22 protein-coding genes are annotated in these 26,385 nt (G+C 67.1%); 15 read left to right on the forward strand and 7 right to left on the reverse strand.

Annotated features, from left to right (window positions below; genetic code table 11):
• Window positions 1-68: 68 nt before the first annotated feature.
• Window positions 69-3,200: a bifunctional proline dehydrogenase/L-glutamate gamma-semialdehyde dehydrogenase PutA gene (gene putA / locus AC1RSI_RS03245; protein WP_492322641.1), complete on the reverse strand. Its 3,132-nt coding sequence runs from the start codon at window positions 3,198-3,200 to the stop codon at window positions 69-71.
• Window positions 3,201-3,309: 109 nt separating this feature from the next.
• Here putA and AC1RSI_RS03250 point away from each other — a divergent pair, with 109 nt between their 5' ends.
• The 8 genes from AC1RSI_RS03250 (at window position 3,310) to AC1RSI_RS03285 (ending at window position 11,419) form a co-directional block, all read left to right on the forward strand.
• Window positions 3,310-3,771 (forward strand): Lrp/AsnC ligand binding domain-containing protein, encoded by a 462-nt coding sequence (locus AC1RSI_RS03250; protein WP_008263363.1) that lies wholly within the window; start codon window positions 3,310-3,312, stop codon window positions 3,769-3,771.
• Window positions 3,772-3,921: 150 nt separating this feature from the next.
• Window positions 3,922-6,117, forward strand: a complete 2,196-nt coding sequence (locus tag AC1RSI_RS03255; protein WP_492322656.1) for an AGE family epimerase/isomerase — start codon at window positions 3,922-3,924, stop codon at window positions 6,115-6,117.
• A gap of 100 nt (window positions 6,118-6,217) precedes the next feature.
• On the forward strand, window positions 6,218-7,303 hold the full coding sequence (locus tag AC1RSI_RS03260; protein WP_492322642.1) for a glycosyltransferase family 4 protein: 1,086 nt from the start codon (window positions 6,218-6,220) through the stop codon (window positions 7,301-7,303).
• Between the two features lie 77 nt (window positions 7,304-7,380).
• Window positions 7,381-8,880 (forward strand): phosphomannomutase/phosphoglucomutase, encoded by a 1,500-nt coding sequence (locus tag AC1RSI_RS03265; protein ID WP_492322643.1) that lies wholly within the window; start codon window positions 7,381-7,383, stop codon window positions 8,878-8,880.
• Window positions 8,881-8,917: 37 nt separating this feature from the next.
• Window positions 8,918-9,604, forward strand: a complete 687-nt coding sequence (locus AC1RSI_RS03270; protein WP_492322644.1) for a class I SAM-dependent methyltransferase — start codon at window positions 8,918-8,920, stop codon at window positions 9,602-9,604.
• A gap of 55 nt (window positions 9,605-9,659) precedes the next feature.
• Entirely contained in the window at window positions 9,660-9,923 is a 264-nt protein-coding gene (locus tag AC1RSI_RS03275) for a DUF6894 family protein (RefSeq protein ID WP_492322645.1), read from the forward strand.
• The gene (locus AC1RSI_RS03280; protein WP_052004733.1) at window positions 9,920-10,687 is read left to right on the forward strand and encodes a Crp/Fnr family transcriptional regulator; all 768 of its coding nucleotides are present in this window, start codon (window positions 9,920-9,922) and stop codon (window positions 10,685-10,687) included. The genes AC1RSI_RS03275 and AC1RSI_RS03280 overlap by 4 nt, the downstream gene beginning before the upstream one ends.
• Window positions 10,688-10,861: 174 nt before the next feature.
• The gene (locus AC1RSI_RS03285) at window positions 10,862-11,419 is read left to right on the forward strand and encodes a Crp/Fnr family transcriptional regulator (protein WP_492793330.1); all 558 of its coding nucleotides are present in this window, start codon (window positions 10,862-10,864) and stop codon (window positions 11,417-11,419) included.
• Here AC1RSI_RS03285 and glmS read toward each other — a convergent pair.
• Window positions 11,380-13,194 carry a glutamine--fructose-6-phosphate transaminase (isomerizing) gene (gene glmS / locus AC1RSI_RS03290; RefSeq protein WP_492322646.1) on the reverse strand — a complete coding sequence of 605 codons (1,815 nt, stop codon included), beginning with the start codon at window positions 13,192-13,194 and terminating at the stop codon, window positions 11,380-11,382. The genes AC1RSI_RS03285 and glmS overlap by 40 nt on opposite strands.
• Window positions 13,195-13,372: 178 nt before the next feature.
• On the opposite strand from glmS, the gene glmM reads away from it, so the two are divergent.
• The gene (gene glmM / locus AC1RSI_RS03295; protein WP_291756579.1) at window positions 13,373-14,722 is read left to right on the forward strand and encodes a phosphoglucosamine mutase; all 1,350 of its coding nucleotides are present in this window, start codon (window positions 13,373-13,375) and stop codon (window positions 14,720-14,722) included.
• Window positions 14,723-14,985: 263 nt separating this feature from the next.
• Entirely contained in the window at window positions 14,986-16,821 is a 1,836-nt protein-coding gene (locus AC1RSI_RS03300) for a DUF885 domain-containing protein (RefSeq protein WP_492322647.1), read from the forward strand.
• A gap of 12 nt (window positions 16,822-16,833) precedes the next feature.
• Here the strand turns inward: AC1RSI_RS03300 and AC1RSI_RS03305 are convergent, their stop codons facing one another.
• From AC1RSI_RS03305 to AC1RSI_RS03320, 4 genes are read right to left on the reverse strand one after another with little or no spacing between them, the layout of a single operon-like run.
• Window positions 16,834-17,742 carry an NAD(P)/FAD-dependent oxidoreductase gene (locus AC1RSI_RS03305; protein WP_444584617.1) on the reverse strand — a complete coding sequence of 303 codons (909 nt, stop codon included), beginning with the start codon at window positions 17,740-17,742 and terminating at the stop codon, window positions 16,834-16,836.
• A complete protein-coding gene (locus AC1RSI_RS03310) occupies window positions 17,739-18,893 on the reverse strand; it encodes a DUF1176 domain-containing protein (RefSeq protein WP_426025845.1) in 1,155 nt (384 codons plus the stop codon). Before AC1RSI_RS03310 ends, AC1RSI_RS03305 begins: the two co-directional genes overlap by 4 nt.
• Window positions 18,890-19,063 (reverse strand): hypervirulence associated TUDOR domain-containing protein, encoded by a 174-nt coding sequence (locus tag AC1RSI_RS03315; RefSeq protein ID WP_426025844.1) that lies wholly within the window; start codon window positions 19,061-19,063, stop codon window positions 18,890-18,892. The genes AC1RSI_RS03310 and AC1RSI_RS03315 overlap by 4 nt, the downstream gene beginning before the upstream one ends.
• 1 nt (window position 19,064) lies before the next feature.
• Window positions 19,065-19,232 carry a hypothetical protein gene (locus AC1RSI_RS03320; protein ID WP_492322648.1) on the reverse strand — a complete coding sequence of 56 codons (168 nt, stop codon included), beginning with the start codon at window positions 19,230-19,232 and terminating at the stop codon, window positions 19,065-19,067.
• Between the two features lie 190 nt (window positions 19,233-19,422).
• On the opposite strand from AC1RSI_RS03320, the gene AC1RSI_RS03325 reads away from it, so the two are divergent.
• The 3 genes from AC1RSI_RS03325 to AC1RSI_RS03335 all read left to right on the forward strand — a co-directional run bounded on the left by AC1RSI_RS03325 (window position 19,423) and on the right by AC1RSI_RS03335 (window position 22,029).
• Complete coding sequence (locus tag AC1RSI_RS03325; protein ID WP_183197362.1) at window positions 19,423-20,643, forward strand: NADP-dependent isocitrate dehydrogenase; 1,221 nt, start codon at window positions 19,423-19,425, stop codon at window positions 20,641-20,643.
• A 167-nt stretch (window positions 20,644-20,810) separates the two neighbouring features.
• A complete protein-coding gene (locus AC1RSI_RS03330) occupies window positions 20,811-21,428 on the forward strand; it encodes a DUF2939 domain-containing protein (RefSeq protein ID WP_492322649.1) in 618 nt (205 codons plus the stop codon).
• Between the two features lie 46 nt (window positions 21,429-21,474).
• Entirely contained in the window at window positions 21,475-22,029 is a 555-nt protein-coding gene (locus tag AC1RSI_RS03335) for a DUF2939 domain-containing protein (RefSeq protein ID WP_492322650.1), read from the forward strand.
• A 224-nt stretch (window positions 22,030-22,253) separates the two neighbouring features.
• Here AC1RSI_RS03335 and alaS read toward each other — a convergent pair whose 3' ends face one another.
• Window positions 22,254-24,914, reverse strand: a complete 2,661-nt coding sequence (alaS, locus tag AC1RSI_RS03340; RefSeq protein WP_492322651.1) for an alanine--tRNA ligase — start codon at window positions 24,912-24,914, stop codon at window positions 22,254-22,256.
• Window positions 24,915-25,136: 222 nt separating this feature from the next.
• Between alaS and AC1RSI_RS03345 the strand changes: the two genes are divergently transcribed.
• Window positions 25,137-25,565, forward strand: coding sequence for a VOC family protein (locus tag AC1RSI_RS03345; protein ID WP_008259840.1), 429 nt, complete (start codon window positions 25,137-25,139; stop codon window positions 25,563-25,565).
• Between the two features lie 169 nt (window positions 25,566-25,734).
• Window positions 25,735-26,289 carry a hypothetical protein gene (locus AC1RSI_RS03350; RefSeq protein WP_492322652.1) on the forward strand — a complete coding sequence of 185 codons (555 nt, stop codon included), beginning with the start codon at window positions 25,735-25,737 and terminating at the stop codon, window positions 26,287-26,289.
• The last annotated feature ends 96 nt before the right edge of the window (window positions 26,290-26,385 follow it).

The following is a 26,385-nucleotide window of genomic DNA, read 5'->3' on the forward strand; positions in this document are numbered from 1 at the left end:
AGCCAAACGCGCCTTGCGCGGGAGCCGTACCATAGCCGCCGCCCGTAGAAGCGCAAGCAGAGGAAGATCTACAAATTCAGCAGAGCCGGATCCCCGCCCTGGGCGGCGATGTTCACGCTGATCGCCTTTTCCGCCGCATAGCGGATCAGGCTGTTCGGCCCGCCCGCCTTCGGCCCCGTGCCAGACAGCCCTTCGCCGCCGAAAGGTTGCACGCCGACCACCGCGCCGGTGATCGAGCGGTTGACGTAGACGTTGCCGGCGGGGACCAGATCGATCACCTCGGCGGCGAAGGCTTCGATACGGCTGTGGACGCCCAGGGTCAGGCCGTAGCCGCGCGCGGCGAGCTTGCCGGCGACCGACTTCAGGTCGGAGGGGGCGTAGCGATAGATGTGCAGGATGGGGCCGAAGACCTCGCGTTCCAGGAAGTCGGGCGTGGGGATCTCGGCGAGGGTCGGGGCGAACAGGTCGCCCTTTTCCGCGCCCAGCGGCAGGTCGGCGCGGGCGATGATCCTGGCTTCCTTGGACAGGCGTTCGACGTGGGCTTCCAGGGCGCGGCGCGATTCCGGATCGATGACGGGGCCGATGTCGGTCTTGGGATCGGCGGGGTCGCCGACGGTCTGGACGGCCAGCGCGCCCTTCAGCCCCTCGATCAGGGCGTCGGCCGAGTCCTGGGGCACATAGAGAACGCGCAGGGCCGAGCAGCGCTGGCCGGCCGAGCCGAAGGCCGACTGGATCACGTCGTCGATGACCTGTTCCTTCAGCGCCGTGGTGTCGATGAACATGCCGTTCAGGCCGCCGGTCTCGGCGATGAAGGGGATGATGGCGCCGGGGCGGGCGGCGATGGCGCGGTTGATCGCGGCGGCCGTGTCGGTGCCGCCTGTGAAGGCGACGCCGTCGACGCCCGGATGCGCGACCAGGGCCGCGCCGACGGTCTCGCCGCGCCCGGGAACCAGGGCCAGCAGGGCCGGGTTCAGCCCGGCCTTGTGATACAGGCGCACGGCCTCGGCGGCGATCAGCGGCGTCTGTTCGGCGGGCTTGGCCAGGACCGCGTCGCCGGCGGCCAGGGCGGCGGCGATCTGGCCGGTGAAGATGGCCAGGGGGAAGTTCCACGGCGAGATGCAGGCGAAGACGCCGCGCCCGTGCAGGAACAGCTGGTTGGTCTCGCCCGTCGGGCCCTTCAGGGTCTGGGGGGCGGTGAAGTCGCGCTCGGCCAGCAGGGCGTAATAGCGGCAGAAGTCGGCGGCCTCGCGCACCTCGGCGACGCCGTCGTTCAGGGTCTTGCCCGCCTCGCGGCTGAGCAGGGCGACCAGGCGGTCCAGATCGGCCTCCAGCGCATCGGCCATGGCGCGCAAGGTCACGGCGCGTTTGGCCCCGCCCTGACGGTCCCATTGAACCTGGGCGTCGGCGGCGGCCGCGACGGCGGCGTCGATGTCGGTCGCCTCGGCTTCCGAGACATGGCCGAGCGTCTGCGACCGGTCGAACGGATTGGTCACGGCCTGGGCGTCGATCCCGGCGCGCAGCTTGCCGCCGATGATTGGACCGGAGGTCAGCGTCTCGCGATCGACAAGCTCCAGCGCCCTGGCGTGGGCCTCGCGGTCGGCGGCCTGGGAATAATCGCGGCCGAGGGAGTTCTGACGATCGCCGTACATGTCTTTCGGAACCGGAATCTTGGGGTGACGGTCGGGCGCCTGCTCGACCAGGGAGATGGGATCGGCCGCGACGGCCGAAGCGGGCACGCGCTCGTCCAGCAGGGCGTGGACGAAGGAGGAGTTGGCGCCGTTTTCCAGCAGGCGCCGAACCAGATAGGGCAGCAGTTCCTCGTGCCCGCCGACAGGGGCGTAGGCGCGGACGATGACGGTCTCATCCGACCACGCCTCGTGCGCCGCGTCGTAGAGCGCCTCGCCCATGCCGTGCAGGCGCTGGTGCTCGACGGCCACGCCCCGGTCGCGCGCCATGCGCCGCACGGCGGCCAGGGTGTGGGCGTTGTGGCTGGCGAACTGGGAATAGATGGCCGGCGCCGCCTTGATCATGGCCTTGGCGCAGACGAGATAGTTCAGGTCGGTCGCCGCCTTGGTCGTATAGACGGGGTAGTCGGTGCGGCCGAACACCTGGGCGCGCTTGATCTCGGTGTCCCAATAGGCGCCCTTGACCAGGCGCACCATCAGACGGCGGCCCGAGCGACGGGCCAGGTCGGCGACCCGTTCGATCGTCTCCAGCCCGCGCTTCTGATAGGCCTGAACCGCCAGGCCCAGGCCGGTCCAGCCGCCCAGGCTGGGTTCGTGCGCCAGCCGGTCCAGCAGTTTCAGCGACAGTGCCAGACGGTCCGCCTCCTCGGCGTCCATCGTATAGTTGATGTCGTATCTGGCCGCGATCTGGGCCAGGCGCAGGATGCGGGGATACAGGGTCGCCCAGACGTCGTCCTCATGCGTCGCCTCATAGCGGGGCGACAGGGCCGACAGTTTCACCGAAACGCCGTGACCGTGTTCCGGCCCCTGGCCCTTGGACGTCTTGCCGACCGCCTCGATGGCGTCGGCGTAGATCTTCTCGTAGCGGTCGGCGTCGGCGACGGTGCGGGCGCCCTCGCCCAGCATGTCGAAGCTGCACAGCCAGCCTTCCTTGTTCGACCGCTTCAGCGCGCCCTGGATCGTGCGGCCGACGACGAACTGCTCGCCCATGATCTTGACCGCAGTAGCCACGGCCTGGCGGATGACCGGCTCGCCCAGACGACCCGCGATCCGCTTCAGGAAGCCGGGCAGGTCGCTGCGCGCCTCGTCGTCCACGTCCACCAGTTTGCCGGTCAGCATCAGACCCCAGGTCGAGGCGTTGACGAACAGGCTGTCGGACTGGCCCAGATGACTGGCCCAGTCGGCCGAGCCGATCTTCTCGGCGATCAGCCGGTCGCGCGTCTCCTCGTCCGGCACGCGCAGCAGGGCCTCGGCCAGACACATCAGGGCCAGACCCTCGCGGGTGCCCAGCGAGAACTGCTGCAGGAAGCTTTCGACCACCCCCTGTTTCTTCTGGCTGCGGCGGGCGTGTTCGACCAGGGCCGTGGCTTCGGCGACCACGGCGACGCGCTCGGCGGCGTCCAGCGGCGTTCTCGCCAGGTTGGCGGCCACGGCCTCGCGCTCGTCGCGGAACTTGTGCGCGTCCAGACCGTCCCAGGCGGCCAGGCTCGAAGGCTTGAAGGCGGGGGTGGTCATGGGCGGGAAATCCTGTGGATTTCCGCCGTATAGGCCGGAGTTCATTGAAGGTGCTTCGTATGATACGAGGCCATCCCGAAGATCGTTCGGCGCAGGAGCCCGATTTCCGATGATCGATATAGACCCCGTCGACCGCCGCATCCTGCGTGTGCTCCAGACCGACGGCCGGCTTTCCAACGCCGAACTGGCGCGGCGCTGCAACCTGTCGCCCGCCGCCTGTTTCGAACGGGTCCGGCGCCTGCGCGAAAAGAAGATCATCACCGGCTACGCCGCCATGATCGACCCCGCCAAGGTCGGCCGCGACCTGCTGATCTTCGTCGAGGTCCTGCTGGACCGCACCACCGGCGACGTCTTCGAAGCCTTCGCCGCCGCCGTCCGCAGCCAGCCGGAAGTGCTGGAATGCCATATGGTCGCCGGCGGCTTCGACTATCTGATCAAGGCCCGTGTCGGCGACATGGACGCTTATCGCGCCTTCCTCGGCGACGTCCTGGTGCGGATGCCGGGGGTGCGCGAGACCCGGACCTATGCGGTGCTGGAGGAGGTGAAGTCGACGACGGTGCTGCCGTTGTAGCCTGGCGAGCATGCGCCACCCCCGTGACTCAGCCCTCGCCTATCGCAACTTCGGGTCGGCAAAGAAGGTGACGACGCGGCGCGCCCCCCCTAATAGGGGGCTCCCTGACAGTCCACGGCGTTGATCATGACGACAATCTACCCGGTTATCATGTGCGGCGGCTCAGGAACGCGCCTGTGGCCTGCGTCGCGACCGTCCCGCCCCAAGCAGTTCATTCCGCTCGCTGGAAATCGTTCGCTGTTTCAGGAGACGGTCGCTCGCGTGATCGACCTGACAGACGGCTCCGGCGAGCTGGTCGTGGTCGGCGGCGTCTCGCACAGAAAGACGATCCTGGAGCAATTGGAGCAGATCGGGGCCAGCGCCGTCATCCTGCTCGAACCTGAAGGGCGTGACTCGGCCGCCGCCATGGCCGCCGCCGCGCTCTGGACCCGTCGCCGCGCGCCCGACGCCGTCAATCTGTTCGTGGCGTCGGACCACCACATTCCTGACGACGAAGCGTTTCGCCGGTCGGTGAAAGAGGCTGTCTCTGCGGCGGTGGACGGGCGTATCGTCACCCTGGGCGTGGTTCCGACAGAGCCCTCGTCTGCCTATGGCTATATCGCCCCCTCCGGCCCAACCCTGTCGGAGGTCTCCGCCTTCGTCGAGAAGCCGGATCAAGCGACCGCTCGACGGTATATTTCCGAAGGCTATCTCTGGAACAGCGGCAATTTCATCGTCCGCGCCGATGTGCTCGTTCGCGAGATCCTGGATAGGGCCCCCGCCGTTGGAGAAGCGGTCCGTACCGCACTGGATCAGGCCGAGATCGACGGGCCCTTTGTCCTGCTTGGGTCGAGCTTCATCTCGGCTCCCAAGATTTCCATCGACTATGCCGTCATGGAAAAGACAAACCGCGCCTCGGTTCTGCCGGTTCGTTTCGAATGGTCGGATCTCGGCGCCTGGGATTCGGTCCATGCATCGGGCGAAGGCAGCGTCGGCTTGCATATCCTGGAAGACTCGGAAGGCTGCCTGGTTCGAGCCTGCGACGGGGTGATGGTCGCGGCCATCGGCCTCAAGGACATCGGCATCATCGTTGAACGCGACGCAGTGTTGGTGACCGACCTCCGCAAGAGCCAAAACGTGAAAAAGGTGGTGGAGCGGTTGCGCAAGCTGTCGCCCCAGCATCTCGACTTCCCCCGCGCCAATGCTCCGGAAACCCTCGACGCTGGCGCTGCACGGCTGACGACCTGGCTCCGGCAGGCTGCTCTTCCCGTCTGGTCCAGCCTGGGTCAGGATTCGACGGGCGGCTTCGAAGAGGTGGTCGCCCTGGACGGACGCCACGTCGCCACATCACGGCGGGCCCGGGTCCAGGCGCGCCAGCTGCAGGTCTATGCCGAAGCGGGGCGCCAAGGCTGGCGAGGTCCCTGGAAGGCGGTGGTCGCCACCGGCCTGGATCGTCTGCGGGCCGTCTATCTTCGACCTGACGGCCAGATGCGAACCCTGCTGGCGGCGGACGGTTCTCCCCTCGACGAAACCGCGACGGTCTATGACCAGGCCTTCCTGATCTTCGCCCTAGCCTGTGTCGCCGATGCGACCCACGCTCCGCAGCTCGAGGTCGAAGCCGCAGCGGTGCGCGACCTTCTGCTGGAACGCGCGGACAGCCAGGGGGGACTGACGGAACACGGCGGCCATCCCTATCAGTCCAACGCCCACATGCATCTTCTGGAAGCGGCGCTGGCCTGGGAAGAGACCGGCGGAGACCAGGCCTGGGCCGCGCTCGCCGACCGCATCGTCACCCTGGCGCGCGCCCGCTTCATCGACCCGGACACCGGTTGCTTGCGTGAATTTTTCCAGCAGGATTGGACCCCCGCTTCGGGCGACGATGGGCGGCTGGTGGAACCGGGACACCAGTTCGAATGGGCCTGGCTGATGGCGCGGTACGGCCGAAAACGCGCAGACCCGGCCGTCCTCGCCGACGCCTGGCGGCTCTATGAAGCGGGCCTCAAGGGCGTCGACCTCAAACGCGGCATCGCCATCGACGCCATGAACATCGACGGCGGCGTAAGAAGCCCGCGCGCGCGCCTTTGGCCCCAGACAGAATGGTTGAAGGCCTCCCTCATCCTGGCCTCGCTCAGCGACGACGGCCGGCGCGCTCTTTGCCTCGAACAGGCCGCCAGAGCCCAGAGGGCGCTATGGCGCTATCTGACGCCGCAGGGCCTCTGGCATGACAAGATGCTGGAGGGGGGCAAATTCATCGACGAGCCCGCACCGGCCAGCTCCTTTTACCACATCATGGCCGCCTATGTTCAGACGAGAGAGACCCTGAGCACGCTGGAGCCGGACCGGATTCCGACCCTTCGCCTCTCATAGGGGTTTCCCTTACTCAAACACCCACGACCGTCTCGCCTTCGTCATCCGAACCGTCTAGAAGTTCCGCCCTTACTCAACGGCTCAGGGTCCGCCCGCCTCCATGCGCATCGTTCTGGCCACCGACGCCTGGGAACCTCAGGTCAACGGCGTCGTCCGCACCCTGACCCGCACCGTCGCGGAATGCCGCGGCATGGGTCACGAGGTCGAGGTCATCGAACCCAGCCTGTTCAAGACCATCCCCTGCCCCACCTATCCGGAAATCCGGCTGGCTCTGGGCGCGGAGGAAGAAATCCGCGAGATGCTGCGGGCGTTCGAACCCGAGGCCGTGCATATCGCCACCGAGGGTCCGATCGGCATCGCCACGCGCCGCATCTGCGTGGAGTGGAAACTGCCGTTCACGACCAGCTACCACACCAAATTCCCCGAATATGTCTCGGCCCGGTTCCCGATCCCGGTCCAGGTCGGCTACGCCTATATGAAATGGTTCCACAAGCCGTCGGGCCGGCTGATGGTGGCGACCCCGACCCTGCGCGACGAACTGGTCGAGCATGGGTTCAAGAACGTCTCCCCCTGGTCGCGTGGCGTGGACACCGAGATGTTCCACCCCGATCTGGAGCGCATCTACGACCAGATGGGGGGGAAAGACTGGCCCCGGCCCTTCTTCCTGAACGTCGGCCGGGTTGCGGTAGAAAAGAACATCGAGGCCTTCCTCGAACTGGACCTGCCGGGCACCAAGATCATCGTCGGGGACGGCCCGGCCCGCGCGGAGCTTCAGGAAAAATATCCCGAGGCCAAGTTCCTGGGCGCACGGTTCGGCGACGAACTGGCTCGCTGTTTCCGCGACGCCGACGTCTTCGTCTTCCCCAGCTGGACCGACACCTTCGGCCTGGTGATCCTGGAGGCCATGGCCGCCGGAACCCCCGTCGCCGCCTATCCGGCCCATGGCCCCATCGACATCATCCCCGGCTCGAACGCCGGCGCGATCGACGAGGACCTGAAGACCGCCTGCCTGAAATGCCTCGACCTCGACCGCAAGGTCGTCCGCGCCTATGCGGAGAAGTTCAGCTGGCGCGCCTCGGCGGATCAGTTCGTCGAGAACCTGCAGCCCTACCCCGAACCGGAACGCGGCCGTTTCTGGCGCCGCCTGCGCCGCATCGCCCGCATCCGCAAGCGCGCGGCCGCCTGACGATGTCGTTCGGGTCGGCTCCAAACCGCCGACCAGCGCAACGCCCCTGAACCAGACGTTCCCTACACCGAGGCCCCATGCTCAAGCCCCGCCAAGACCTGAAGCCGAACACGGCCGCCTATGAGACTGAGGCCTTGGTCAAGCCGACCGGGTTTCGGGAATACGACGCCCGCTGGATTCTGGAAAAGGAGATCAATCTCCTCGGCATCCAGGCTCTGGGCCTGGGTCTGGCCACCTATGTGCATGAGATCGGCGTCGCGCCCAGGATCGTCACCGGCCATGATTTCCGCGGCTACAGCCTCAGCGTCAAACAGGCCCTGATCCTGGGCCTGCTGGAAGGCGGGATGGAGGTGCTGGACGTCGGCCTGGCTCTCTCGCCCATGGCCTATTTCGGTCAGTTCGAACTGGACGCGCCCTGCGTGGCCATGGTCACGGCCAGCCATAACGAGAACGGCTGGACCGGCGTGAAGATGGGAGCGAACAAGCCCCTGACCTTCGGCCCCGAGGAGATGGGCCGGCTGAAACAGATCGTGCTGAACGGGGAGGGCGTGGCTCGGCCGGGCGGCAAACTGGTGCGGGTCGAGGGGTTCCGCGAGACCTATGTCGCCGACGTCGCCTCCAAGGTGCAGATCAAGCGCCCGCTGAAGGTCGTCTGCGCCTGCGGCAACGGCACAGCCGGCGCCTTCGCTCCCGACGCCCTGCGGCGCATGGGGGTCGAGGTGATCGAGATGGACACCGACCTCGACTACACCTTCCCCAAATACAATCCGAACCCGGAAGACCACGCCATGCTGGTGCAAATGGCCCAGCGGGTGCGCGAGACGGGCGCCGACCTGGCCCTGGGCTTCGACGGCGACGGCGACCGTTGCGGCGTGGTGGACGATACGGGCGAGGAGATCTTCGCCGACAAGATCGGCCTGATGCTGGCCCGCGACCTGTCCAAGGTCTATCCGGACAGCACCTTCGTGGTCGATGTGAAATCGACCGGCCTCTACAAGACCGACGAGATCCTCAAGGCCAACGGCGCCGAGGTGGTCTATTGGAAGACCGGCCACTCCTACATCAAGCGCAAGACCGCCGAACTGGGCGCCCTGGCCGGGTTCGAGAAGTCGGGCCACTTCTTCATGGCCGGAGACCTGGGCCACGGCTACGACGACGGCCTGGTGGCCGCCGGCGCGGTCCTGGCCATGCTGGACCGGAATCCGGGCAAGAAGCTCAGTGAACTGAAAGCCGCCCTGCCCGACGCCTGGACCAGCCTGACCATGTCGCCCCATTGCGACGACGAGCTGAAGTACGGGGTGCTGGAGCGGATCGTGAAGGAATATTCCGACCTTGCGGCCTCCGGCGGCGAAATCCTGGGTCGCAAGATCCTGGAGGCCATCACCGTGAACGGCGTCCGGGTGCACCTGGAGGATGGTTCCTGGGTCCTGGTCCGCGCCTCTTCGAACAAGCCCGAACTGGTCGTGGTGGTCGAGAGCATGCGATCCGAGGACGACATGCGCGACCTGTTCCGCAAGGAGATCAAGCCCCGCCTCGCCGCCTATCCCGAAATCGGCGCCTTCAACCAGGAAATCTGACGCCAGCCGGCCGATTTCAACCGTGGCGAGCACAAGCATGACTCTGTTTCTGAAGCGCCTACGCAGCCGTACTCGAAAGCTGCTAGGCATAGGCAAGCGGCCAAAGAGGCATCGCGACCTGAAAGCTCGCTTTACCCACGTCTATCGCGGCAAGACCTGGAAATCGTCGGAGTCCGCGTCGGGTCCCGGGTCAACACGGGATTCAGGCTCCGTTCGGCAAGCGCTTATCGCCCTGGCACAGGTCGTCAGCGTCTATGACATTCAATCCGTCGCCGACCTGCCTTGTGGCGATCTCAACTGGATGCCGACGTTCCTCAAGCAAAATCCAAAGATCGACTATATCGGGTACGATATCGTCGACGCCCTGATCGCCGCCAATCGACGGGCCTTTCCCGGCTATGCCTTCCGCGTCCTCGACATCACGCGCGAAATTCCGGCCCGCGCCGACCTCATTTTCTCCAAGGACCTTGTGAACCATCTGCTGGAGCGAGATGTGTGGAGCGCGGTCGCGAACATGGTCCGCTCCGGCGCGGACTATGTAATGATCACCTCCAATAGCGATCCGGTTCCAAACATCGAACTTCCGGAAAATGTGGCGGGATCGTCCAGACCTCTAAATCTCCAGATCTCCCCTTACGACTTTCCCACCCCGCTTTACGACGACGGCTATCTCGTCATGTGGCGCAGCCAGGATCTGGCCTTTGTCCTTGATCGCGCAGCGTGATCTGAACCAATCGGCCTGACGACCGCTTCCTGCAGACCTGCTGCTGGAGGCCCGATTGCCGCATTTCTATTTCCACACCGAAAACGGCGATTGTATTCGCGATGATCAGGGCGAGGATCTGCCCGATGTCGAAGCCGCCCGCGAAGAGGCGGTCACCGTCCTTGGGGAGATTCTGCGCTATCGCGGCGCGGCTTTTTGGGAAACGGCGTCGTTTAGCGTGATCGTGACCGATGCTGAGGGCCGCACGGTAGTCAGCGTCACCGCCAGGGCCTCGGACGCGGCGCCGGAAGGTTGGACCTTGCAGGAGACCGGTGAATGACCACCGTCTCGCCCCCCTCCAGGATCACCACCCTGGTCGAGAAACTCTCGCTGCGCGATCAGGTCGCGCCGGATGAGATCGAGGCCCTGAAGGATGTGCTCGATCCGCCGCGCGAGATTCGCAGCGGCGCGGACATCGTCAGGGAGCATTCCCATCCCCTGCACAGCACGCTTCTGATCTCCGGCTTCTCGGCCCGCTACAGCAGTCTGGCGGACGGCGCGCGCCAGATCACGGAGCTCAATGTGCCGGGCGATTTCATCGACCTGCACAGTCTGCTGATGAAACAGATGGACCACGGGGTCGTGGCCCTGACCGACTGCGTCGTCGCCTCCGCCCCCCACGCCAAGCTGATCCGCCTGACCGAGCGCCATCCGCACCTGACGCGGCTTCTATGGCTGGACACCATCATCGACGCCGCCATCCATCGCCAGTGGTTGGTGGCCATGGGGCGTCGCAGCGGCCTGGGTCACCTGGCCCATCTGGTGTGCGAACTCTATCTGCGTCTTCAGGCGGTCGGTCAAACGACGGGAAAGACGGGCGGAAAGGCCGATGGAATGCGTTTCGACCTGCCCCTCACCCAGGCGACCCTGGGCGACGCCCTGGGCCTTTCAACCGTTCACGTCAGCCGTCTCGTCACCGAGCTGCGCGGCGAGGGGGTGGTCAACTGGAGCGGCCGACAGGTGGAGATCCTGGACTGGCGCCGGCTGGCCGAGATCGCGGAATTCGACGCCACCTATCTGCGCCTTCAGAACGAGCCGGTGTAACGGCTTAACCCATGTTATCGCGCGCGGCTCCGCTTCGCGATTGATCGGCCCATGCTCCGACCGAATCTCGCGCGCGCACTCCTCTCCCAACTGGCGATCCAAGGGATGGAACCGGGCGAAGACCCCGTCTTTCCTGGCGCCCGCAGCCAGTCACTGCAGGCGGGTCGATCGCTTGTGACCCTGGTTCTGGAAGGCGTGGCGGCGCGGCAGGGAGCGAGGGATCCCGTCTGCCTCGGCCTCGTCGGTCCCGGCGACCTGCTGAACTTCGACGCCGCATTGGGAACGGGACCGGACGAGAGCGCTCTGTGGCTGACGCGCGGTCGCCAGGTCGTGATTTCAGCCGACAGCCTCATCGAGGTGATCGATCGCGACACCCTGATCGAGACCGCCCTGGTGGATATGCGCCGTCGGATGGAAACAGCCCGGGCCGAGGTGACGCGTCACGCGCATGGCCGAGTGACGGAACGCCTGGCCAGCCTCCTGCTCGACATCCACGCTCTCGGCGGCGCGACCGAGGTCACATTGCGCCAGAGCGACATCGCCGATCTTCTGGCCGTACGCCGGGCCGGAATTTCCACCGCGGCAGGCGAGCTTCGGGCGACCGGGGCGATCCGGGTGCGACGGGCGGCCATACTGCTGTCCGACATGGCCGCCCTGCAAAGGGCGGCGGGCTCAGTCGGCGAACAGGCCCCTCACTCCACCGTGACGGACTTGGCCAGGTTGCGGGGCTGATCGACGTCGGTGCCTTTCTGGACGGCGGTGTAATAGGCCAACAGCTGGACCGGCACGGCGTAGACCAGGGGCGCGATCAGGGGGTGGCAGTCCGGGGCGTGGATGCGGCGGATGCCGGCGCCGTGCAGATCCGGAGCCCTTTCCGGCGTGATCATGATGACCGGGCCGCCGCGGGCGGCGACCTCCTGCAGGTTCGAGGCGGTCTTTTCGAACACATCGTCCAGCGGGGCCAGGGCGATGGTCGGGGTCTCCTCGTCGATCAGGGCGATGGGACCGTGCTTCAGCTCGCCGGCGGCGTAACCTTCGGCGTGGATATAGCTGATCTCCTTCAGCTTCAGCGCCCCTTCCATGGCGAGGGGGAACATGGCCCCCCGGCCAAGGAACAGGACGTCGTCGGCCTTGGCCAGGTCCTGGACCACGGCGCGGATGCTGTCGCCCATGCGCAGGGCGTCGGCGATCAGGCGCGGGCTTTCGAACAGGGCCTTGACCAGTTCGCCCTCGGTCGCGGCGTCGATCCGGCCGCGCGCCACCCCGGCCGACACGGCCAGGGCCAGCAGGGCCGCGACCTGGGCGGTGAAGGCCTTGGTCGAGGCGACGCCGATCTCGGGCCCGGCGTGGGTCGGCCACAGCACCTCGGCCTCGCGCGCCATGGACGAGGAATGGACATTGACCACCGCCGCCGTCTTCAGCCCCTGGGCCTTGCACCAGGTCAGGCTGGCCAGGGTGTCGGCCGTCTCGCCCGACTGGCTGACGGCGACCGCCAGGGTCCTTGGCGACACCGCCGGCGAGCGATAGCGGAACTCGGACGCGATCTCGACGTCGCACGGCAGGCCCGCCAGCTTCTCGAAGGCGTAACGGGCGATCTGGCCGGCGTAGAAGGCCGTGCCGCAGGCCACGATCTGGATCCGGTCGAGGGCGGCGAAGTCCACGGCCTGAGGCTTGGCCGCGCCCGTCACCAGGTCCAGATATTCCGACAGGGTGTGCTGGACGCTGTCGGGCTGTTCATGGATCTCCTTTTCCATGAAGTGGCGATACTCGCCCTTCTCGACCATCGCCGAAGAGGCCGAGACCTGGACCACCGCCCGTTCGACCGGAGAGCCGGTCACATCGAACATCTGGGCGCCGCTGCGGGTCACGGCGACATAGTCGCCCTCTTCCAGATAACTGATCTTCTGGGTGAAGGGGCCGACGGCCAGGGCGTCCGAGCCCAGATACATCTCGTCCTCGCCCCAGCCGACGACCAGGGGGCTGCCACGACGGGCGCCCAGGATCAGATCGTCCTGGCCGTCGATCAGCACGGCCAAGGCATAGGCGCCGGTCAGCCGGTCCAGCGTGGCCTTGAAGGCCTCCAGCGGCGGGCGGCCCGTGTTCAGCTCCGCGTCCAGCAGATGGGCGATGACCTCGGTGTCGGTCTGGCTTTCAAAGACATGGCCCTCGGCGGCCAGTTCGGCCTTCAGCTCGGCGAAATTCTCGATGATGCCGTTGTGGACCAGGGTGACGCGCCCGGCCTTGTGCGGGTGGGCGTTGGCCGTGGTCGGGGCGCCGTGGGTGGCCCAGCGGGTGTGGCCGATGCCGACCGAGGCCGTCAGCGGCTGTTCGGCCAGGACGGCTTCCAGATTGCGGATCTTGCCCTGGGCGCGGCGGCGTTCGACCGCGCCGTCCACCATGGCGGCGACCCCGGCCGAGTCATAACCGCGGTATTCCAGCCGTTTCAGACTGTCGATCAGCCGGGGAACGACAGGTCCATTGCCGGTGACGCCGATGATGCCGCACATGCGCAGGAACTCCGAGGAAGAGGGAAACAGAAGGGCGCCGCTTTGCACAGACGGCGATCCGGGGCTAAGCCACGCACCAGCCCCCACCGGCCGTCTATGCAATCTTAGGACGGACCGCACCTAAAAAGGGGTTTCGGAAGGTTTCCTGTTCGGAAGCCGCCAGACGAAGGACCAGCCCGTGGGCGACAGGAAATATTTCGGCACCGACGGCATTCGCGGGCGCGCCAACACCTATCCGATGACGGCCGAGGTCGCGCTGCGCGTCGGCCTGGCGGCCGGCAAACTGTTCCGCACCGGGGATGACCGCCGTCATCTGGTGGTGATCGGCAAGGACACCCGCCTGTCCGGCTATACGATCGAGCCGGCCCTGGTCGCCGGTTTCGCCTCGGTGGGGATGGACGTGCGCACCTTCGGTCCCGTGCCGACGCCGGGGGTGGCCATGCTGACCCGGTCGATGCGCGCCGACCTGGGGGTGATGATCTCGGCCTCGCACAACGACTACGCCGACAACGGGATCAAGCTGTTCGGCCCGGACGGCTACAAGCTGTCGGATGAGATCGAGCTGAAGATCGAGGCCCTGATGGACGACGGCCTGGACCAGGGGCTGGCGCCGTCGAACAGGCTGGGCCGGGTCAAGCGGATCGACGACGCCCAGGCCCGCTATATCGAGATCGCCAAACAGGCCTTCCCGAAACGCCTGACGCTGCAAGGCCTGAGGATCGCCGTCGATTGCGCCAATGGCGCCGGCTACAAGGTCGCGCCCACCACCCTGTTCGAACTGGGCGCCGAGGTCTTCCCCGTCGGCGTGACCCCGAACGGAACCAATATCAACGCCGAATGCGGCTCGACCCACCCGGCGACCCTGGTCGAGGCGGTCAAACGCTACCGGGCCGACATCGGCATCGCCCTGGACGGGGATGCGGACCGGCTGATCATCTGCGACGAAAAGGGCCAGGTGGTGGACGGGGACCAGATCATGGCCCTCGTCGGGCTGGACTGGGCGAAACGCGGCCTGCTGACCGGCGGCGGCGTGGTGGCCACCGTCATGTCCAACCTGGGGCTGGAGCGCCGGCTGAAGGCCGAGGGCCTGACGCTGGAGCGGACCAAGGTCGGCGACCGCTATGTGATGGAGCGGATGCGCGAAGGCGGGTTCAACATCGGCGGCGAACAGTCGGGCCATATCATCCTGCACGACCACGCCACCACCGGCGACGGCCTGATGGCGGCGCTGCAGGTGCTGGCCGTTCTGGTGGACTCCGGCAAGCCGATGAGCGAACTGGCCCGCCAGTTCGACCCGGTGCCGCAGCGTCTGGAGAATGTCCGTTACACCGCCGGCAAGCCGCTGGAGAGCGACACGGTCAAGACCGCCATCGCCGAGGCCGAGGCGACCCTGAACGGCCAGGGGCGGCTGCTGGTCCGCCCCTCGGGCACGGAAAAGCTGATCCGCGTCATGGCGGAAGGCGACGACGCCGCCCTGGTCAAACGGGTGGTGTCCGAGGTTTCGGCGGCGGTGAAGGCGGCGGGATGATCTTCACCTCCCCGCGCGCGAAGGCGCGTGGGGAGGACAGGTCGCTCAGCGACCAGGAGGGGGCGACTCCGACGGCGGTGATGACCGGCTCAGCTTCAGACACCGAGTCGCCCCCCGCCTGACGCTCGCTGACGCGATCGCCTGTCCTCCCCGTTCGCCTCCGCGAACGGGGAGGTGAGTTGGGATCGAGCCTGTCTGCAATTTCACTTGCGGCCTGCGGCTCTCGGGGCTCCATTGCGGCGACATCTTCGCAGGGGCCTTCCATGATCGACCGTCGCCGCCTTCTTCTGTCCGCCGCAGCCGGGGCTGGCCTGGCCGCCGCAGGGGGGCAGGTCTTTGCCGGAACCGCCCCGGCCGGCGACGCCGCCGCAGCCAAGGCCGCCCTGGCCGGCTTCATGGACCAGACCTTCGAACAGACCCTGGACCTGAGCCCCGAGGCCGTCACCGCCTTCGGCCTGGACAAGGGCCCGCGCGCCGCCGCCAAGTCCCAGCTGACCGCGCCGACCCTGGAGAACGAGGAGAAGTTCCGCGCCTTCACCAAGGCCCAGCGCGCCGCGTTGAGCGCCATGGACCGCACGTCCATGGACGCCCAGGACGGCATCTATTACGACACCATCGCCGACAATCTGGACGGGGTGATCGCCACCTTCGCCATCCCCTATGGCCAGGGCGGCTGGCCCAACCCCTATCGGGTCAGCCAGCAGGGCGGCGCCTATCAGTCGACGCCGGACTTCCTGGCCAACCAGCACACGATCGAGACCGCCGCCGACGCCGACGCCTATGTGGCCCGCGTCCACGCCTTCGCCGACGTGCTGAGCGCCGAGACGGACCGGCTGCGTGAGGAGTACGCCCTGGGCGTCATTCCGCCGGACTTCATCCTGGCCAAGGCCATCGCCCAGCAGGACGGCATATTGGCCACGAACGCCGCCGCCTCGCCCCTGGTCGCCTCGGTGGCGGATCGGGCGAGGGCCAAGGGACTGACCGGCGACTGGGGCGCCCAGGTCGAGGCCTTGCTGAACCAGAAGGTCTATCCCGCCTTGTCGGCCCAGAACGCCCTGCTGAAGGCCGCCCTGCCGCGCGCCGGGCACGAGGCCTCGGTCCGTCGCCTGCCGCAGGGCCAGCAATACTACGCCAACAGCCTGCGCTTCATCACCACCACCCGGCTGACGGCGGACGAGATCCACCGCACCGGCCGCGCCCAGATGGCCGAGCTGACCGCCCGCGCCGACACCCTGCTGCAGGCCCAGGGTCTGACCCAGGGGACGGTGGCGGAGCGGATCCGCGCCCTGGGTCAGGATCCGAAATACGTCTATCCCAACACCGACGCGGGCAAGGCCGAGCTGATCGAAAAGCTGAACGAGCAGATGGCCGACATGCAGGCCCGTCTGCCCGGCGCCTTCGGTCGCCTGCCCAAGGCCTCGGTCCAGATCAAGCGCGTCCCGCCCGAGATCGAGGCCGGCGCTCCGATGGGCTATTACAACTCGCCCAGCCTGGATGGGACCCGGCCGGGCATCTACTGGATCAATCTGAAGGACACGGCGGAATGGCCGTCCTGGACCCTGCCGACCCTGACCTATCATGAGGCGACGCCGGGCCACCATTTGCAGATCAGCCTGCAACAGGAGAGCGCGGCCGCGCCCAAGCTGATGAATCTGCTGGGCTTCTCCAGCTATGTCGAGGGCTGGGGCCTGTACGCCGAACAGCTGGCCGACGAACTGGGCGCCTATGAGAATGATCCGGTCGGCCAGATCGGCTATGTCCAGTCGCTGATGTTCCGCGCCGCCCGTCTGGTGGTGGACACCGGCATCCATTCCAAGGGCTGGAGCCGCGAACAGGGCATCCAGTACATGATGGAGGCCTATGGCGACCAGGAAGGCGCGGCCGTGTCCGAGGTCGAACGCTATTGCGGCTGGCCGGGCCAGGCCTGCGCCTACAAGGTCGGCCACAACGAATGGGTCCGCCTGCGCGAGAAGGCCAGGACCAGCCTGGGCGACCGGTTCGACCTGAAGGGTTTCCACGACACGGCCCTGGCCACCGGCGGCGTGCCCCTGTCGGTGCTGGAGCGGATCGTGGACAGCTGGGTGGCGACCCAGGCTTAGTCTAGTCGGGGCCTAGTCGGCGACCGTCAGGCCGTCGATCCGGCGCAGGCGGTTGTGGATGTCGGTGGCGGCGACGGCGGCCTCGGCCGTGGCGACGGCGATCTGGTTGAGGCCGCGCACCACGTCGCCGGCGGCGTAGAGACCCGGCACGCTGGTGGCCTGGTGCAGATCGACCTCCAGCCGGCCGTCGGAGGCCAGCCGGGCCTTGAGGCCCTGCGCCAGTTCGGCGTTGGGCGACGTGCCCAGGGCCGAATAGACGAGATCGAAGGTCCGGCTCTGGCCGCCATAGCTCAGGGCGGTCACCCGGTCCTGTTCGATATCGATGGCCTCAAGCGGGGCCAGAACCAGTTCGACGCCCAGCCGGTCCAGTTCGTCGCGACGGGTCAGGGCGTCGGCCGGGCCGATGTGGATCAGGGTCACCCGGTCCGAATAGGTGCGCATGAAGGCGGCCTCGCGCGCGCCCTTGTCGCTGTCGCCGATGACGGCGACCGCCTTGCCGGTCGCCTCATAGCCGTCGCAGATGGGGCAGATGCGGACCAGCGCCTTCTGCACCGCGCGCTCCACGCCCGGCAAGTCGGGGTGATGATCGACGACGCCCGTGGCCAGCAGGATGGCGCGGGCGCGGATGGATCTCCCCTCGACCTGGGCTATGAAGTCTTCGCCGTCATGGACCAGGCTCTCGACCCGACCCGGCCTGATGACGGCGCCGTATTCCTCGGCCTGTTCGCGCATCCGCTTCAGAATATCGGCGCCCGTGATGCCGGCCGGAAAGCCCGGCATATTGTGGCTGAGCGGGATCCAGCAGGCGCGCGGCGCGCCGGCGTCCATCACCATGGTCCGCCGACGAAACCGCCCGAGATAGGTCGCCGCCGTCAGACCGGCCGGACCCGCGCCGATGATCAGGACCTCCGGGTCGTTCACCGCGTGCGCCAGGCGACGGGCCACAAGTCGGACGGCACGCCCGCGCATTCCCCCATCGTGCTCTCCTGCGTCAGGACGAAGCGGTCGCCAGTCCAGGCCCAGGTCTGAGCCGAGCCGCAGTCGCCGATGCCGCGCCCCTTGGCGAAGGCCGACAGTGTGCGGGTCTTGGGATCATACGCCCCGTTGACGGTGGAGTTGTCGGGCATGACCGGGTCGGCGCCGGGTCCGGCCGTTCCGGCAAGGATCGCCGGACGCGGGTCGCGACCATCCGGCCCCGTCAGATACCAGTTGTGGGTGACATTATAGGCCCCCGCACCGCAGGGCACGCCCCACAGCTCGGTGCGGGCGTCCAGCCGGGCGGACATCACCATGTCGCTGACCGCCGGCATGGCCGATTCCTTCAGGCAGGTGCCGACCTCGGTGCGGGCGCGAAGGGCGGCGGGCACGCGCTGGTTCACGTCGCCGAAGCCCGCCTGATCCACTGCCGGCGCGGGCATGACCGTCGGCAGGGGCGGAGCGACGGGGACGGTGGAGGCAGGACGGTCGCCACGACGGATCAGGGCGGTGGGCGTGTTGAGGCGGCCCTGTTTCTCATCGATCCAGAGCAGGGCGGCGGCCGCCCCGTTCAGCGACACCGCCTGGGTAGAGGCGCCGCGAACGACCATGGACTTGCCCTGGGCCATGGCGTCGATGACAGGACGGGCGTCGGTGCGGATCAGGCCGACCGGGGCCTGGCTGTCGCCGTCGTCGTTGAGGGTCGCCGCAAAGGTGCGGCCGTCGATCGCCAGGCCGATCTGGCGCGAGGCGGGCGCGTCCCCGTCGGGCCAATAGCCGAAGTTGACCTCGGGCCTGGCGTCAGGGCCGGGCTGGAGGGCGATGCGGACCCAGCCCGCGGCGAATTCGGGCGCGAAGCCGAAGGCCCAGCAGGTCCCGTCATTGCCGCATGTGGCGCGCCAGTCCTTGAACTGGCGGGTCTCGCTGCGGGTCTGCAGCACGGGCGCCGGGGCGGCGGCAGGCGGCGTCGAAGAGGCCGGGGCCTGGGGCGAACCCGCCTTCTGAGCGGCGTCCTTGTCGCCGCAGGCCGCGACGGCGAGCGCAGACGCCGCCAGCGCCGAAAGGGCGACGCCCCGCAACAGATCGATGGTCCTCATGCCTTGTTCAGCTCCGAAGGTTTGTGCGCCGCGCGGGCGTCGGTCTTTGCGCTCTCGACGACATACTCCGGATTATCGGACGACGCCGCCGCCTTGTGCCCCTTGATGTGGGTTTCGGCGGTGATCGTCCTGCCCCCTTGCCGACGGATGCGCCCTGGCTGTGATCCCACCTTACGCGGTCGCCGGTCCTGAAGGTCTTGGCTGGCATGGGTGAACTCCTTGCGGCGTCGCTTGCTGTTCAGCGATCGGCCTTCGCATCAGTTCCACATCGATCACCGGCGGCGCCTCGCAGAAGGTGATGATCCACCGCTCGACGAGTTCGCGCTCTTCATCCGTCATTCCGTCGTCCGCCGCTGTGACCGGTCAGGCCCTTGGGGTCTAACAAGCCGAAACCCGTGACGCGGGTTCAACCTCGCCGTCAGGTTTTTTCCGAGCAGGGTTAACGGACGGCGGGGTTTGCGCGGACGCCCAGCCCCGCTATATCCCCGCCACGATATCATTCCCCAAAGTTCAGAGGCGGACCTCACGCATGGCCAAGATCAAGGTCGAAAACCCCATCGTCGACATCGACGGCGACGAAATGACCCGCATCATCTGGCAGATGATCAAGGACAAGCTGGTCTTCCCGTTCCTGGATCTCGATCTGGACTATTACGACCTGAGCATGGAGCACCGCGACGCCACCGACGACCAGGTGACGATCGACGCCGCCCACGCCATCCAGAAGCACGGCGTCGGCGTGAAGTGCGCCACCATCACCCCGGACGAGGCGCGGGTGAAGGAGTTCGGCCTGAAGAAGATGTGGAAGTCGCCGAACGGCACCATCCGCAACATCCTGGGCGGCGTGGTCTTCCGCGAGCCGATCATCTGCTCGAACGTGCCGCGCCTGGTGCCCGGCTGGACCCAGCCCATCGTCGTCGGCCGCCACGCCTTCGGCGACCAGTACAAGGCCACCGACTTCCTGATGCCCGGACCCGGCACCCTGACGATCAAGTTCGTCGGTGACGACGGCGAAGTGATCGAGCACGAGGTCTACAAGGCCCCCGGCGCCGGCGTGGCCATGGCCATGTACAATCAGGACGAGTCGATCCGCGAGTTCGCCCGCGCCTCGCTGTCCTACGGCCTCCAACGCGGCTACCCGGTCTATCTGTCGACCAAGAACACCATCCTGAAAGCCTATGACGGCCGCTTCAAGGATCTGTTCCAGGAAGTGTTCGACGCCGAATTCGCCGAGGACTTCAAGGCCAAGGGCCTGACCTACGAACACCGTCTGATCGACGACATGGTCGCGGCCGCGATCAAGTGGTCGGGCGGCTTCGTCTGGGCGTGCAAGAACTATGACGGCGACGTCCAGTCGGACGTGGTCGCCCAGGGCTTCGGCTCGCTGGGCCTGATGACCTCGGTGCTGATGACGCCGGACGGCAAGGTGCTGGAGACGGAAGCCGCCCACGGCACCGTGACCCGCCACTATCGCCAGCACCAGAAGGGCGAGGCCACCTCGACCAACTCGATCGCATCGATCTTCGCCTGGACCCGCGGCTTCAAGCACCGCGCCAAGCTGGACGGCAATGCGGCCCTGGACGTCTTCGCCGACACCCTGGAAAAGGTTGTGGTGCAGACGGTCGAGGCGGGCGACATGACCAAGGACCTGGCGCTGCTGGTCGGCGACCAACAGGGCTGGCTGACCACCGAGGGCTTCCTCGACAAGGTCGCCGAGAACCTGAAGACCGCCCTGCCCGACGTCGGCTGAGCCCGTCCTCAAGCAGCGCGAAGCGCGGTAGGACAGACAAAGTCCTCAAGCAGCGCGAAGCGCGGTAGGACCACCAAAAGAGAGCCCCGCCGGAACGATCCGGCGGGGCTTTTCATTGCGTCGTCGCGGAGGCCGTGCATGATCGGTTCCAGCGTGGGGGAGGCTTCGTGAAACGACTGTTCGGCAATCTTCTGATCCTGGCGGTCGTGGCCGCGGCCGTGGCCTTTTTCGCCGCGCCGGCCGTTGGCTTCTTCGCCATCCGGTCTGCGGCCGAGGCGGGAGACGTGCAGGGCCTGGCGCGCCTGATCGATTTCACGGCCGTGCGCCAGTCGCTGCGGCCGCAGCTGACCGGAAAGGCCCTGGCCCTGGCGCCCGCGCCCTCCTTCCTGGAAGACCCCATCGGGGCCGTGCAGCGCCAGATGGAGCGGAACCCGGTGCTGAACGGGCCGGACGTGGACGCCTATCTGACCCCGGCCGCCCTGGCGGCCCTGACGCGCGGCGAGGGCCGGTACGCCAGCCAACGGTCCAGCATGACCGCGACCGCCGTTGCGAACGATGCGCCCCAACCCTGGCCCAAGCCGATCTTCTGGGGCGTGAACCGGGCGCGGATGGCGGTGGCGGACCAGGGCGGATCGCGCACCATCTTCACCTTCGAGCGCCGGGGGCCGTTTGAGTGGATCCTGGTCCAGATCGGCCTGCCGGACGGCGCGGCGCCGGCCGTGGCCGCGCCCGTCACTCCCGTTCCCGTTCCCGTTCCCGGCAAGACGGCCGCCGCCCCGCGCTGAGGCAACCGGCCGGCCGGAGTCCGCGTTGACTGAGGATGGAGTTCCTATGCTGAAGAAGATCGTCGTCGGGCTTTTGGCCGCCGTGGCCGCAGGCCTGCTGATCGCCTGTTTCGTCTCGCCCTTCGTGGCCGCCCAGGGCCTGATCCGGGCGGCGCGCACCGGGGATGCGGCGGGACTGGAACGCCGCGTCGATTTTCCCGCCTTCCGCGCCAGTCTGAAGAGCGAGTTGAACGCCCGGGCCGCCCTGGAGATCCGCCACCGGGCGGGGGACGACACGGGTCTGGCCGCCCTGGGCATGCTGCTGGCGCCGTCGCTGGTGGACGGGGCCGTCGATAATTTCGTCACCCCCCAGGCCGTGGCCGCCATGGTGCGGTCGGGCGAAAAGCCCCGGCCGGAGCGGCCCGTGCCCGCAACGGACACCCCGGCCGCGCCCAAGGCCGAAATCCACCAGTCCTGGGCCTATCGCGGGTTCGACCGTTTCGCCGTCACCCTGACGCGCGATGATCGGCCCGACGACGCCCTGGTGCTGATCCTGGAGCGCCGCGGGATCTTCGATTGGAAACTGGCCGGCGTGGACCTGACGCCGGATCCGATGGGTTGAGGCAGGCTGAACTTTGAAGACTGTCTGACGCCGCCACCTTTTTCCTTTCGTCATCCTCCGGCAAGCCGCGTCTTCGCGGCGCAGACCGGGGGACCCAGCGGCGCCGAAGGCGATGTCTCCGCCGCACGATATCGAGACACGCAATCCGCGACAGGTTCGCGCTATCGCGCGCCGCTGGGTCCCCCGATCTCGCTACGCTCGTCGGAGGATGACGAAAGTCGAGGTCAGCCCGCCAGGGCCGCCCGCACCGCCGCCAGACCGGCCTCGGCCTTGGATCCATCCGGGGCGCCGCCCTGGGCGAAGTCGGGTTTGCCGCCGGCGCCCTGGCCGCCCATGGCGATGACGGCGGCGCGGGCCAGGTCGGCGGCGTTGACGCGGTCGGCCCCGGTCCCGGCAAGGTCCGAGGTGACGGCGACGGTGACGGCGGCCTTGCCTTCGGTCACGCCGATCAGGGCGACGACGCCGGTTCCGACCTGTTTGCGGAAGTCCTCGGCCACGCCGCGCAGACCCTTGCCGTCCACGCCGTCCAGGACACGGGCCATCAGCTTGATCCCGCCGATCTCTTCGGGCGCAGACGCCGCGCCGGACCCGCCGCCCAGAGCCAGTTGCTTCTTCAACTCGGCGACCTGTTTCTCCAGCGTCTTGACCGAACCCTGCAGGGCCTCGACCCGGCCGGGGACGTCCTGGGTCTGGATCTTGAAGTCGCGGGCCAGGCCGCGCGTCACCTTGGCCTGGGCTTCCAGATAGAGGCGGGCCGCCTCGCCGGTCAGGGCCTCGATGCGGCGGACGCCGGCGGCGACGCCGGTCTCCTGAACGATCTTGAACAGGCCGATGTCGCCGGTGCGGGCCACATGGGTGCCGCCGCACAGTTCGACTGAATAGGGAGCGTTATCGCTGACCAGCGAACGGCCGAGCGTCAGAACCCGGACCTCGTCGCCGTATTTCTCGCCGAACAGGGCGATGGCGCCGGCCTCGATGGCCTCCTGCGGGGCCATCAGTTTCGTCTCCGCCGGGACGTTCTGGCGGATGACGGCGTTGACCTCGGCCTCGATGGCCGCCAGTTCGTCCTCGGTCACGGGGGCGCCGTGGCTGAAGTCGAAACGGGCGCGCTCGGAATCGACCAGCTGACCCTTCTGGGCGACCGCCGGGCCGAGCACATTCTTCAGGGCCGTGTGCAGCAGGTGGGCGGCCGAGTGGTTGGCGCGGGTGGTGGTGCGCTTGTCGGCGTCCACCAGCTGGGCGACGCGGGCGCCGATCTGAAGCGTCCCGGCCGTGATCTGGGCCGACAGGACATGCAGGTCGCCGGCGTGTTTCTTGACGTCCAGCACCTCGGCTTCCCCGCCGGGCCATTCCAGCGTGCCTTGATCCCCGGTCTGGCCGCCGCTCTCGGCGTAGAAGGGGGTGTTGTCGAACAGGATCTCGACGATCTCGCCGGCCTCGGCCGTCTCGACCGGAGCGCCGCCGTTCATGATGGCCAGGACCTCGCCCGAACCCTCGATATTGTCGTAGCCGGTGAAGACGGTCGGACCCACGCGGTCGCGGATCGCCAGCCATTCATTGGTGTTGGCGGTCTGGCCTGAGCCCTTCCAGTGTTCGCGCGAACGCTGGCGCTGTTCGGCCATGGCGGATTCGAAACCGTCGACATTGACCGAGAAGCCGCGACGGCGGGCCTCGTCCTGGGTCAGGTCCAGCGGGAAGCCGTAGGTGTCGGACAGGGTGAAGGCGGTCTGGCCGTCCAGCATGTCGCCCGGCTTGAAGTCCTGAACCGCCGTGTCGAACAGGGCCATGCCCCGGCCCAGGGTGGTGCGGAAACGGACCTCTTCCTGTTTCAGCGTGTCCTCGATGAAGGGCTGGGCGCGGGCCAGTTCCGGATAGGCGTCGCCCATCTGGGCCACCAGGGTCGGAACCAGACGGTGCATCAGGGGATCGGCGGCGCCCAGCAGGTGGGCGTGGCGCATGGCGCGGCGCATGATCCGGCGCAGCACATAGCCCCGGCCCTCGTTCGACGGGGTGACGCCGTCGGCGATCAGGAAGGAGGAGGAGCGCAGGTGGTCGGCGATGACCCGGTGGCTGGCGGCGCGCTCGCCGTCCGACTTGGTCGAGGTGGCGTCTTCCGAAGCGGCGATCAGGGTCTTGAACAGGTCGGTCTCGAACACCGAATGCACGCCCTGGAGCACGGTGGTCATCCGCTCCAGCCCCATGCCGGTGTCCACGCTGGGCTTGGGAAGGGTGCGAACGATCTGGTCGTTCTCCTTCTCGAACTGCATGAAGACGTTGTTCCAGATCTCGACGTAGCGATCACCGTCCTCGTCCGGCGAGCCGGGAGGGCCGCCGGGGATCTTGTCGCCGTGGTCCCAGAAGATCTCGGTGCAGGGACCGCAGGGGCCGCTGTCGCCCATGGCCCAGAAGTTGTCGCTGCCGGCGATGCGGATGATCTTGTCGTCGCCGAAGCCGGTGACCTTCTTCCAGATCGCGGCGGCCTCGTCGTCGTCGATATAGACGGTGACCAGCAGGCGTTTGGCGTCGAGGCCGAACTCTTGCGTGACCAGTTTCCACGCCCGGTCGATGGCGTGTTCCTTGAAATAGTCGCCGAAGGAGAAATTCCCCAGCATCTCGAAGAAGGTCAGGTGGCGGGCGGTGTAGCCGACATTGTCCAGGTCATTGTGCTTGCCCCCGGCGCGGACGCATTTCTGCGAGCTGGTGGCGCGCGGATAGGGCGGCTTGGACGCGCCGGTGAAATAGTCCTTGAACGGCACCATGCCGGCATTGACGAACAGCAGCGACGGATCGTTCTGCGGCACCAGCGGCGCTGAGTGCACCTTCTCGTGGCCATCGGCCGCGAAGAAGTTCAGATAGGTGGCGCGGATCTCGTTCAGGCTGGGCATTTGGGCGTGTCTTCGGCTCGGTCGTCGCAAGGAACCGGCGTCATATAGGGTTTTGTCGGGGAACGCATCATCTGGTCCCGCCCCGCGCCCGTCGCGGTCGAGCCGGGGGAATGATCGCTTTGCGAAAGATCAAGGCGATCCTTCCGCGGAGCACCATTCTGCGGCGTCACACATGTCGGTTCGAAACTCGGATTTCGCGACGCCAGGGAAACAGGACAGACCATGGGAACGACACAACTGCATCGCGGTCGGCTCATAGACCACATCCAGCTGGTCGTCCGTGATCTCCAGCTCAGTCGGGAATTCTACACGGCTGTTCTGAACGTGCTGGAGATTCCCGTCATCGATACGGCCGACGGCTATTTCTGGGCCGATGAACTCGTCGTGTCCTCGCCGGAAAGCGCGGAGAGCCGGGGCGTCCTGACGGGTCGGCATCACCTGGCCTTTCAGGCCAAGGACCGCGCGACGGTCGATGCCTTCTATCGGGCGGCGCTGGCCCATGGCGCACGCGACAACGGCGCGCCGGGCGAGCGGGCCTATCATCCGGGCTACTACGCCGCTTTCGTGCTCGATCCCGACGGCAACAACATCGAAGCTGTGCACCATGGCGAGGCGCGGCGTAGCGCGCCGTCGGTGACGATCGGTTTCTGAGGATTCCGGGAGGCCGACAGGTCCACCTGCGTCAACGCCAAGGTCCGATCTCGGGGCTGAGGCCGGTTTCGCAAACCGCCCCGTTGCGGACTTTCAGTGTGCTCGATAGTCGCCACTGGAGTATGTATCGACTATGGGCGAAATGCCGCCGTCCGCTAAGGTAACCCACATGTTCGGTGTGCTCTTATCTCGCTCCTGCGTGGCGGCGATGGCTCTCATGGTCGCAGGCGCAGCTGTCGCACAGGATATCGAGAATTCGACGGTAACCGCTTCCAACGGCGTTCTGGTCAGCATCAAAACCATTGCACGCGCCAATCGCCGGGAAATCTACTCTCCAATGGTGGAGGGCGACAGCACCGACATCTACGCGGGACGGATCGACATTGGCGGGGCTGCAGGCGCTCTGTTTCTCCAAGGCTCCGCCTATTATCGGGGACGGGCTCATCTGTACGACCGAGCCGAGTTCTTGGACGGAGATTTGGCGGTCTTCAAGCGCGGACCAGTAATGGTTCGGGAGTGCATTCCCAAACCCGACGCGCCGCAACCCGACTGCTTGTGGAGCGAAGATTTCACGGTCACAGTCACCCCGGACGAGGTCGCCCATCATTCAAATGATGGAATGCTCGAGGTCGAACTCTCGGGTGGCCCCACCCTAGAGAAAACCAAGCTTTCGATTCCGGTCGACCATATTTACGCGGTCGTTGAGGTCGCTAACGCGCACTAGTCGCCAGGTCCGCTTTCCATCTGTGGACGCCCCCTTCAGCGCAAGAGTGATTTTCGGGAATTTCTGACACGTAGTCGGATGCTGCCATCTGTCCGG

This window comes from Brevundimonas sp. GW821-FHT10E09, assembly GCF_058809375.1.

What these genes read in the sequence shown, in the direction of transcription:
- AC1RSI_RS03345 (WP_008259840.1), top strand. Translation starts at nt 25,137, where the DNA reads ATGGGAACGACACAACTGCATCGCGGTCGGCTCATAGACCACATCCAG.
- putA (WP_492322641.1), bottom strand. Translation starts at nt 3,200, where the DNA reads ATGACCACCCCCGCCTTCAAGCCTTCGAGCCTGGCCGCCTGGGACGGT.
- AC1RSI_RS03280 (WP_052004733.1), top strand. Translation starts at nt 9,920, where the DNA reads ATGACCACCGTCTCGCCCCCCTCCAGGATCACCACCCTGGTCGAGAAA.
- AC1RSI_RS03325 (WP_183197362.1), top strand. Translation starts at nt 19,423, where the DNA reads ATGGCCAAGATCAAGGTCGAAAACCCCATCGTCGACATCGACGGCGAC.
- AC1RSI_RS03350 (WP_492322652.1), top strand. Translation starts at nt 25,735, where the DNA reads ATGTTCGGTGTGCTCTTATCTCGCTCCTGCGTGGCGGCGATGGCTCTC.
- AC1RSI_RS03265 (WP_492322643.1), top strand. Translation starts at nt 7,381, where the DNA reads ATGCTCAAGCCCCGCCAAGACCTGAAGCCGAACACGGCCGCCTATGAG.
- AC1RSI_RS03320 (WP_492322648.1), bottom strand. Translation starts at nt 19,232, where the DNA reads ATGACGGATGAAGAGCGCGAACTCGTCGAGCGGTGGATCATCACCTTC.
- AC1RSI_RS03270 (WP_492322644.1), top strand. Translation starts at nt 8,918, where the DNA reads ATGACTCTGTTTCTGAAGCGCCTACGCAGCCGTACTCGAAAGCTGCTA.
- AC1RSI_RS03250 (WP_008263363.1), top strand. Translation starts at nt 3,310, where the DNA reads ATGATCGATATAGACCCCGTCGACCGCCGCATCCTGCGTGTGCTCCAG.
- AC1RSI_RS03255 (WP_492322656.1), top strand. Translation starts at nt 3,922, where the DNA reads ATGTGCGGCGGCTCAGGAACGCGCCTGTGGCCTGCGTCGCGACCGTCC.
- AC1RSI_RS03300 (WP_492322647.1), top strand. Translation starts at nt 14,986, where the DNA reads ATGATCGACCGTCGCCGCCTTCTTCTGTCCGCCGCAGCCGGGGCTGGC.
- alaS (WP_492322651.1), bottom strand. Translation starts at nt 24,914, where the DNA reads ATGCCCAGCCTGAACGAGATCCGCGCCACCTATCTGAACTTCTTCGCG.
- glmS (WP_492322646.1), bottom strand. Translation starts at nt 13,194, where the DNA reads ATGTGCGGCATCATCGGCGTCACCGGCAATGGACCTGTCGTTCCCCGG.
- AC1RSI_RS03310 (WP_426025845.1), bottom strand. Translation starts at nt 18,893, where the DNA reads ATGAGGACCATCGATCTGTTGCGGGGCGTCGCCCTTTCGGCGCTGGCG.
- AC1RSI_RS03335 (WP_492322650.1), top strand. Translation starts at nt 21,475, where the DNA reads ATGCTGAAGAAGATCGTCGTCGGGCTTTTGGCCGCCGTGGCCGCAGGC.
- AC1RSI_RS03260 (WP_492322642.1), top strand. Translation starts at nt 6,218, where the DNA reads ATGCGCATCGTTCTGGCCACCGACGCCTGGGAACCTCAGGTCAACGGC.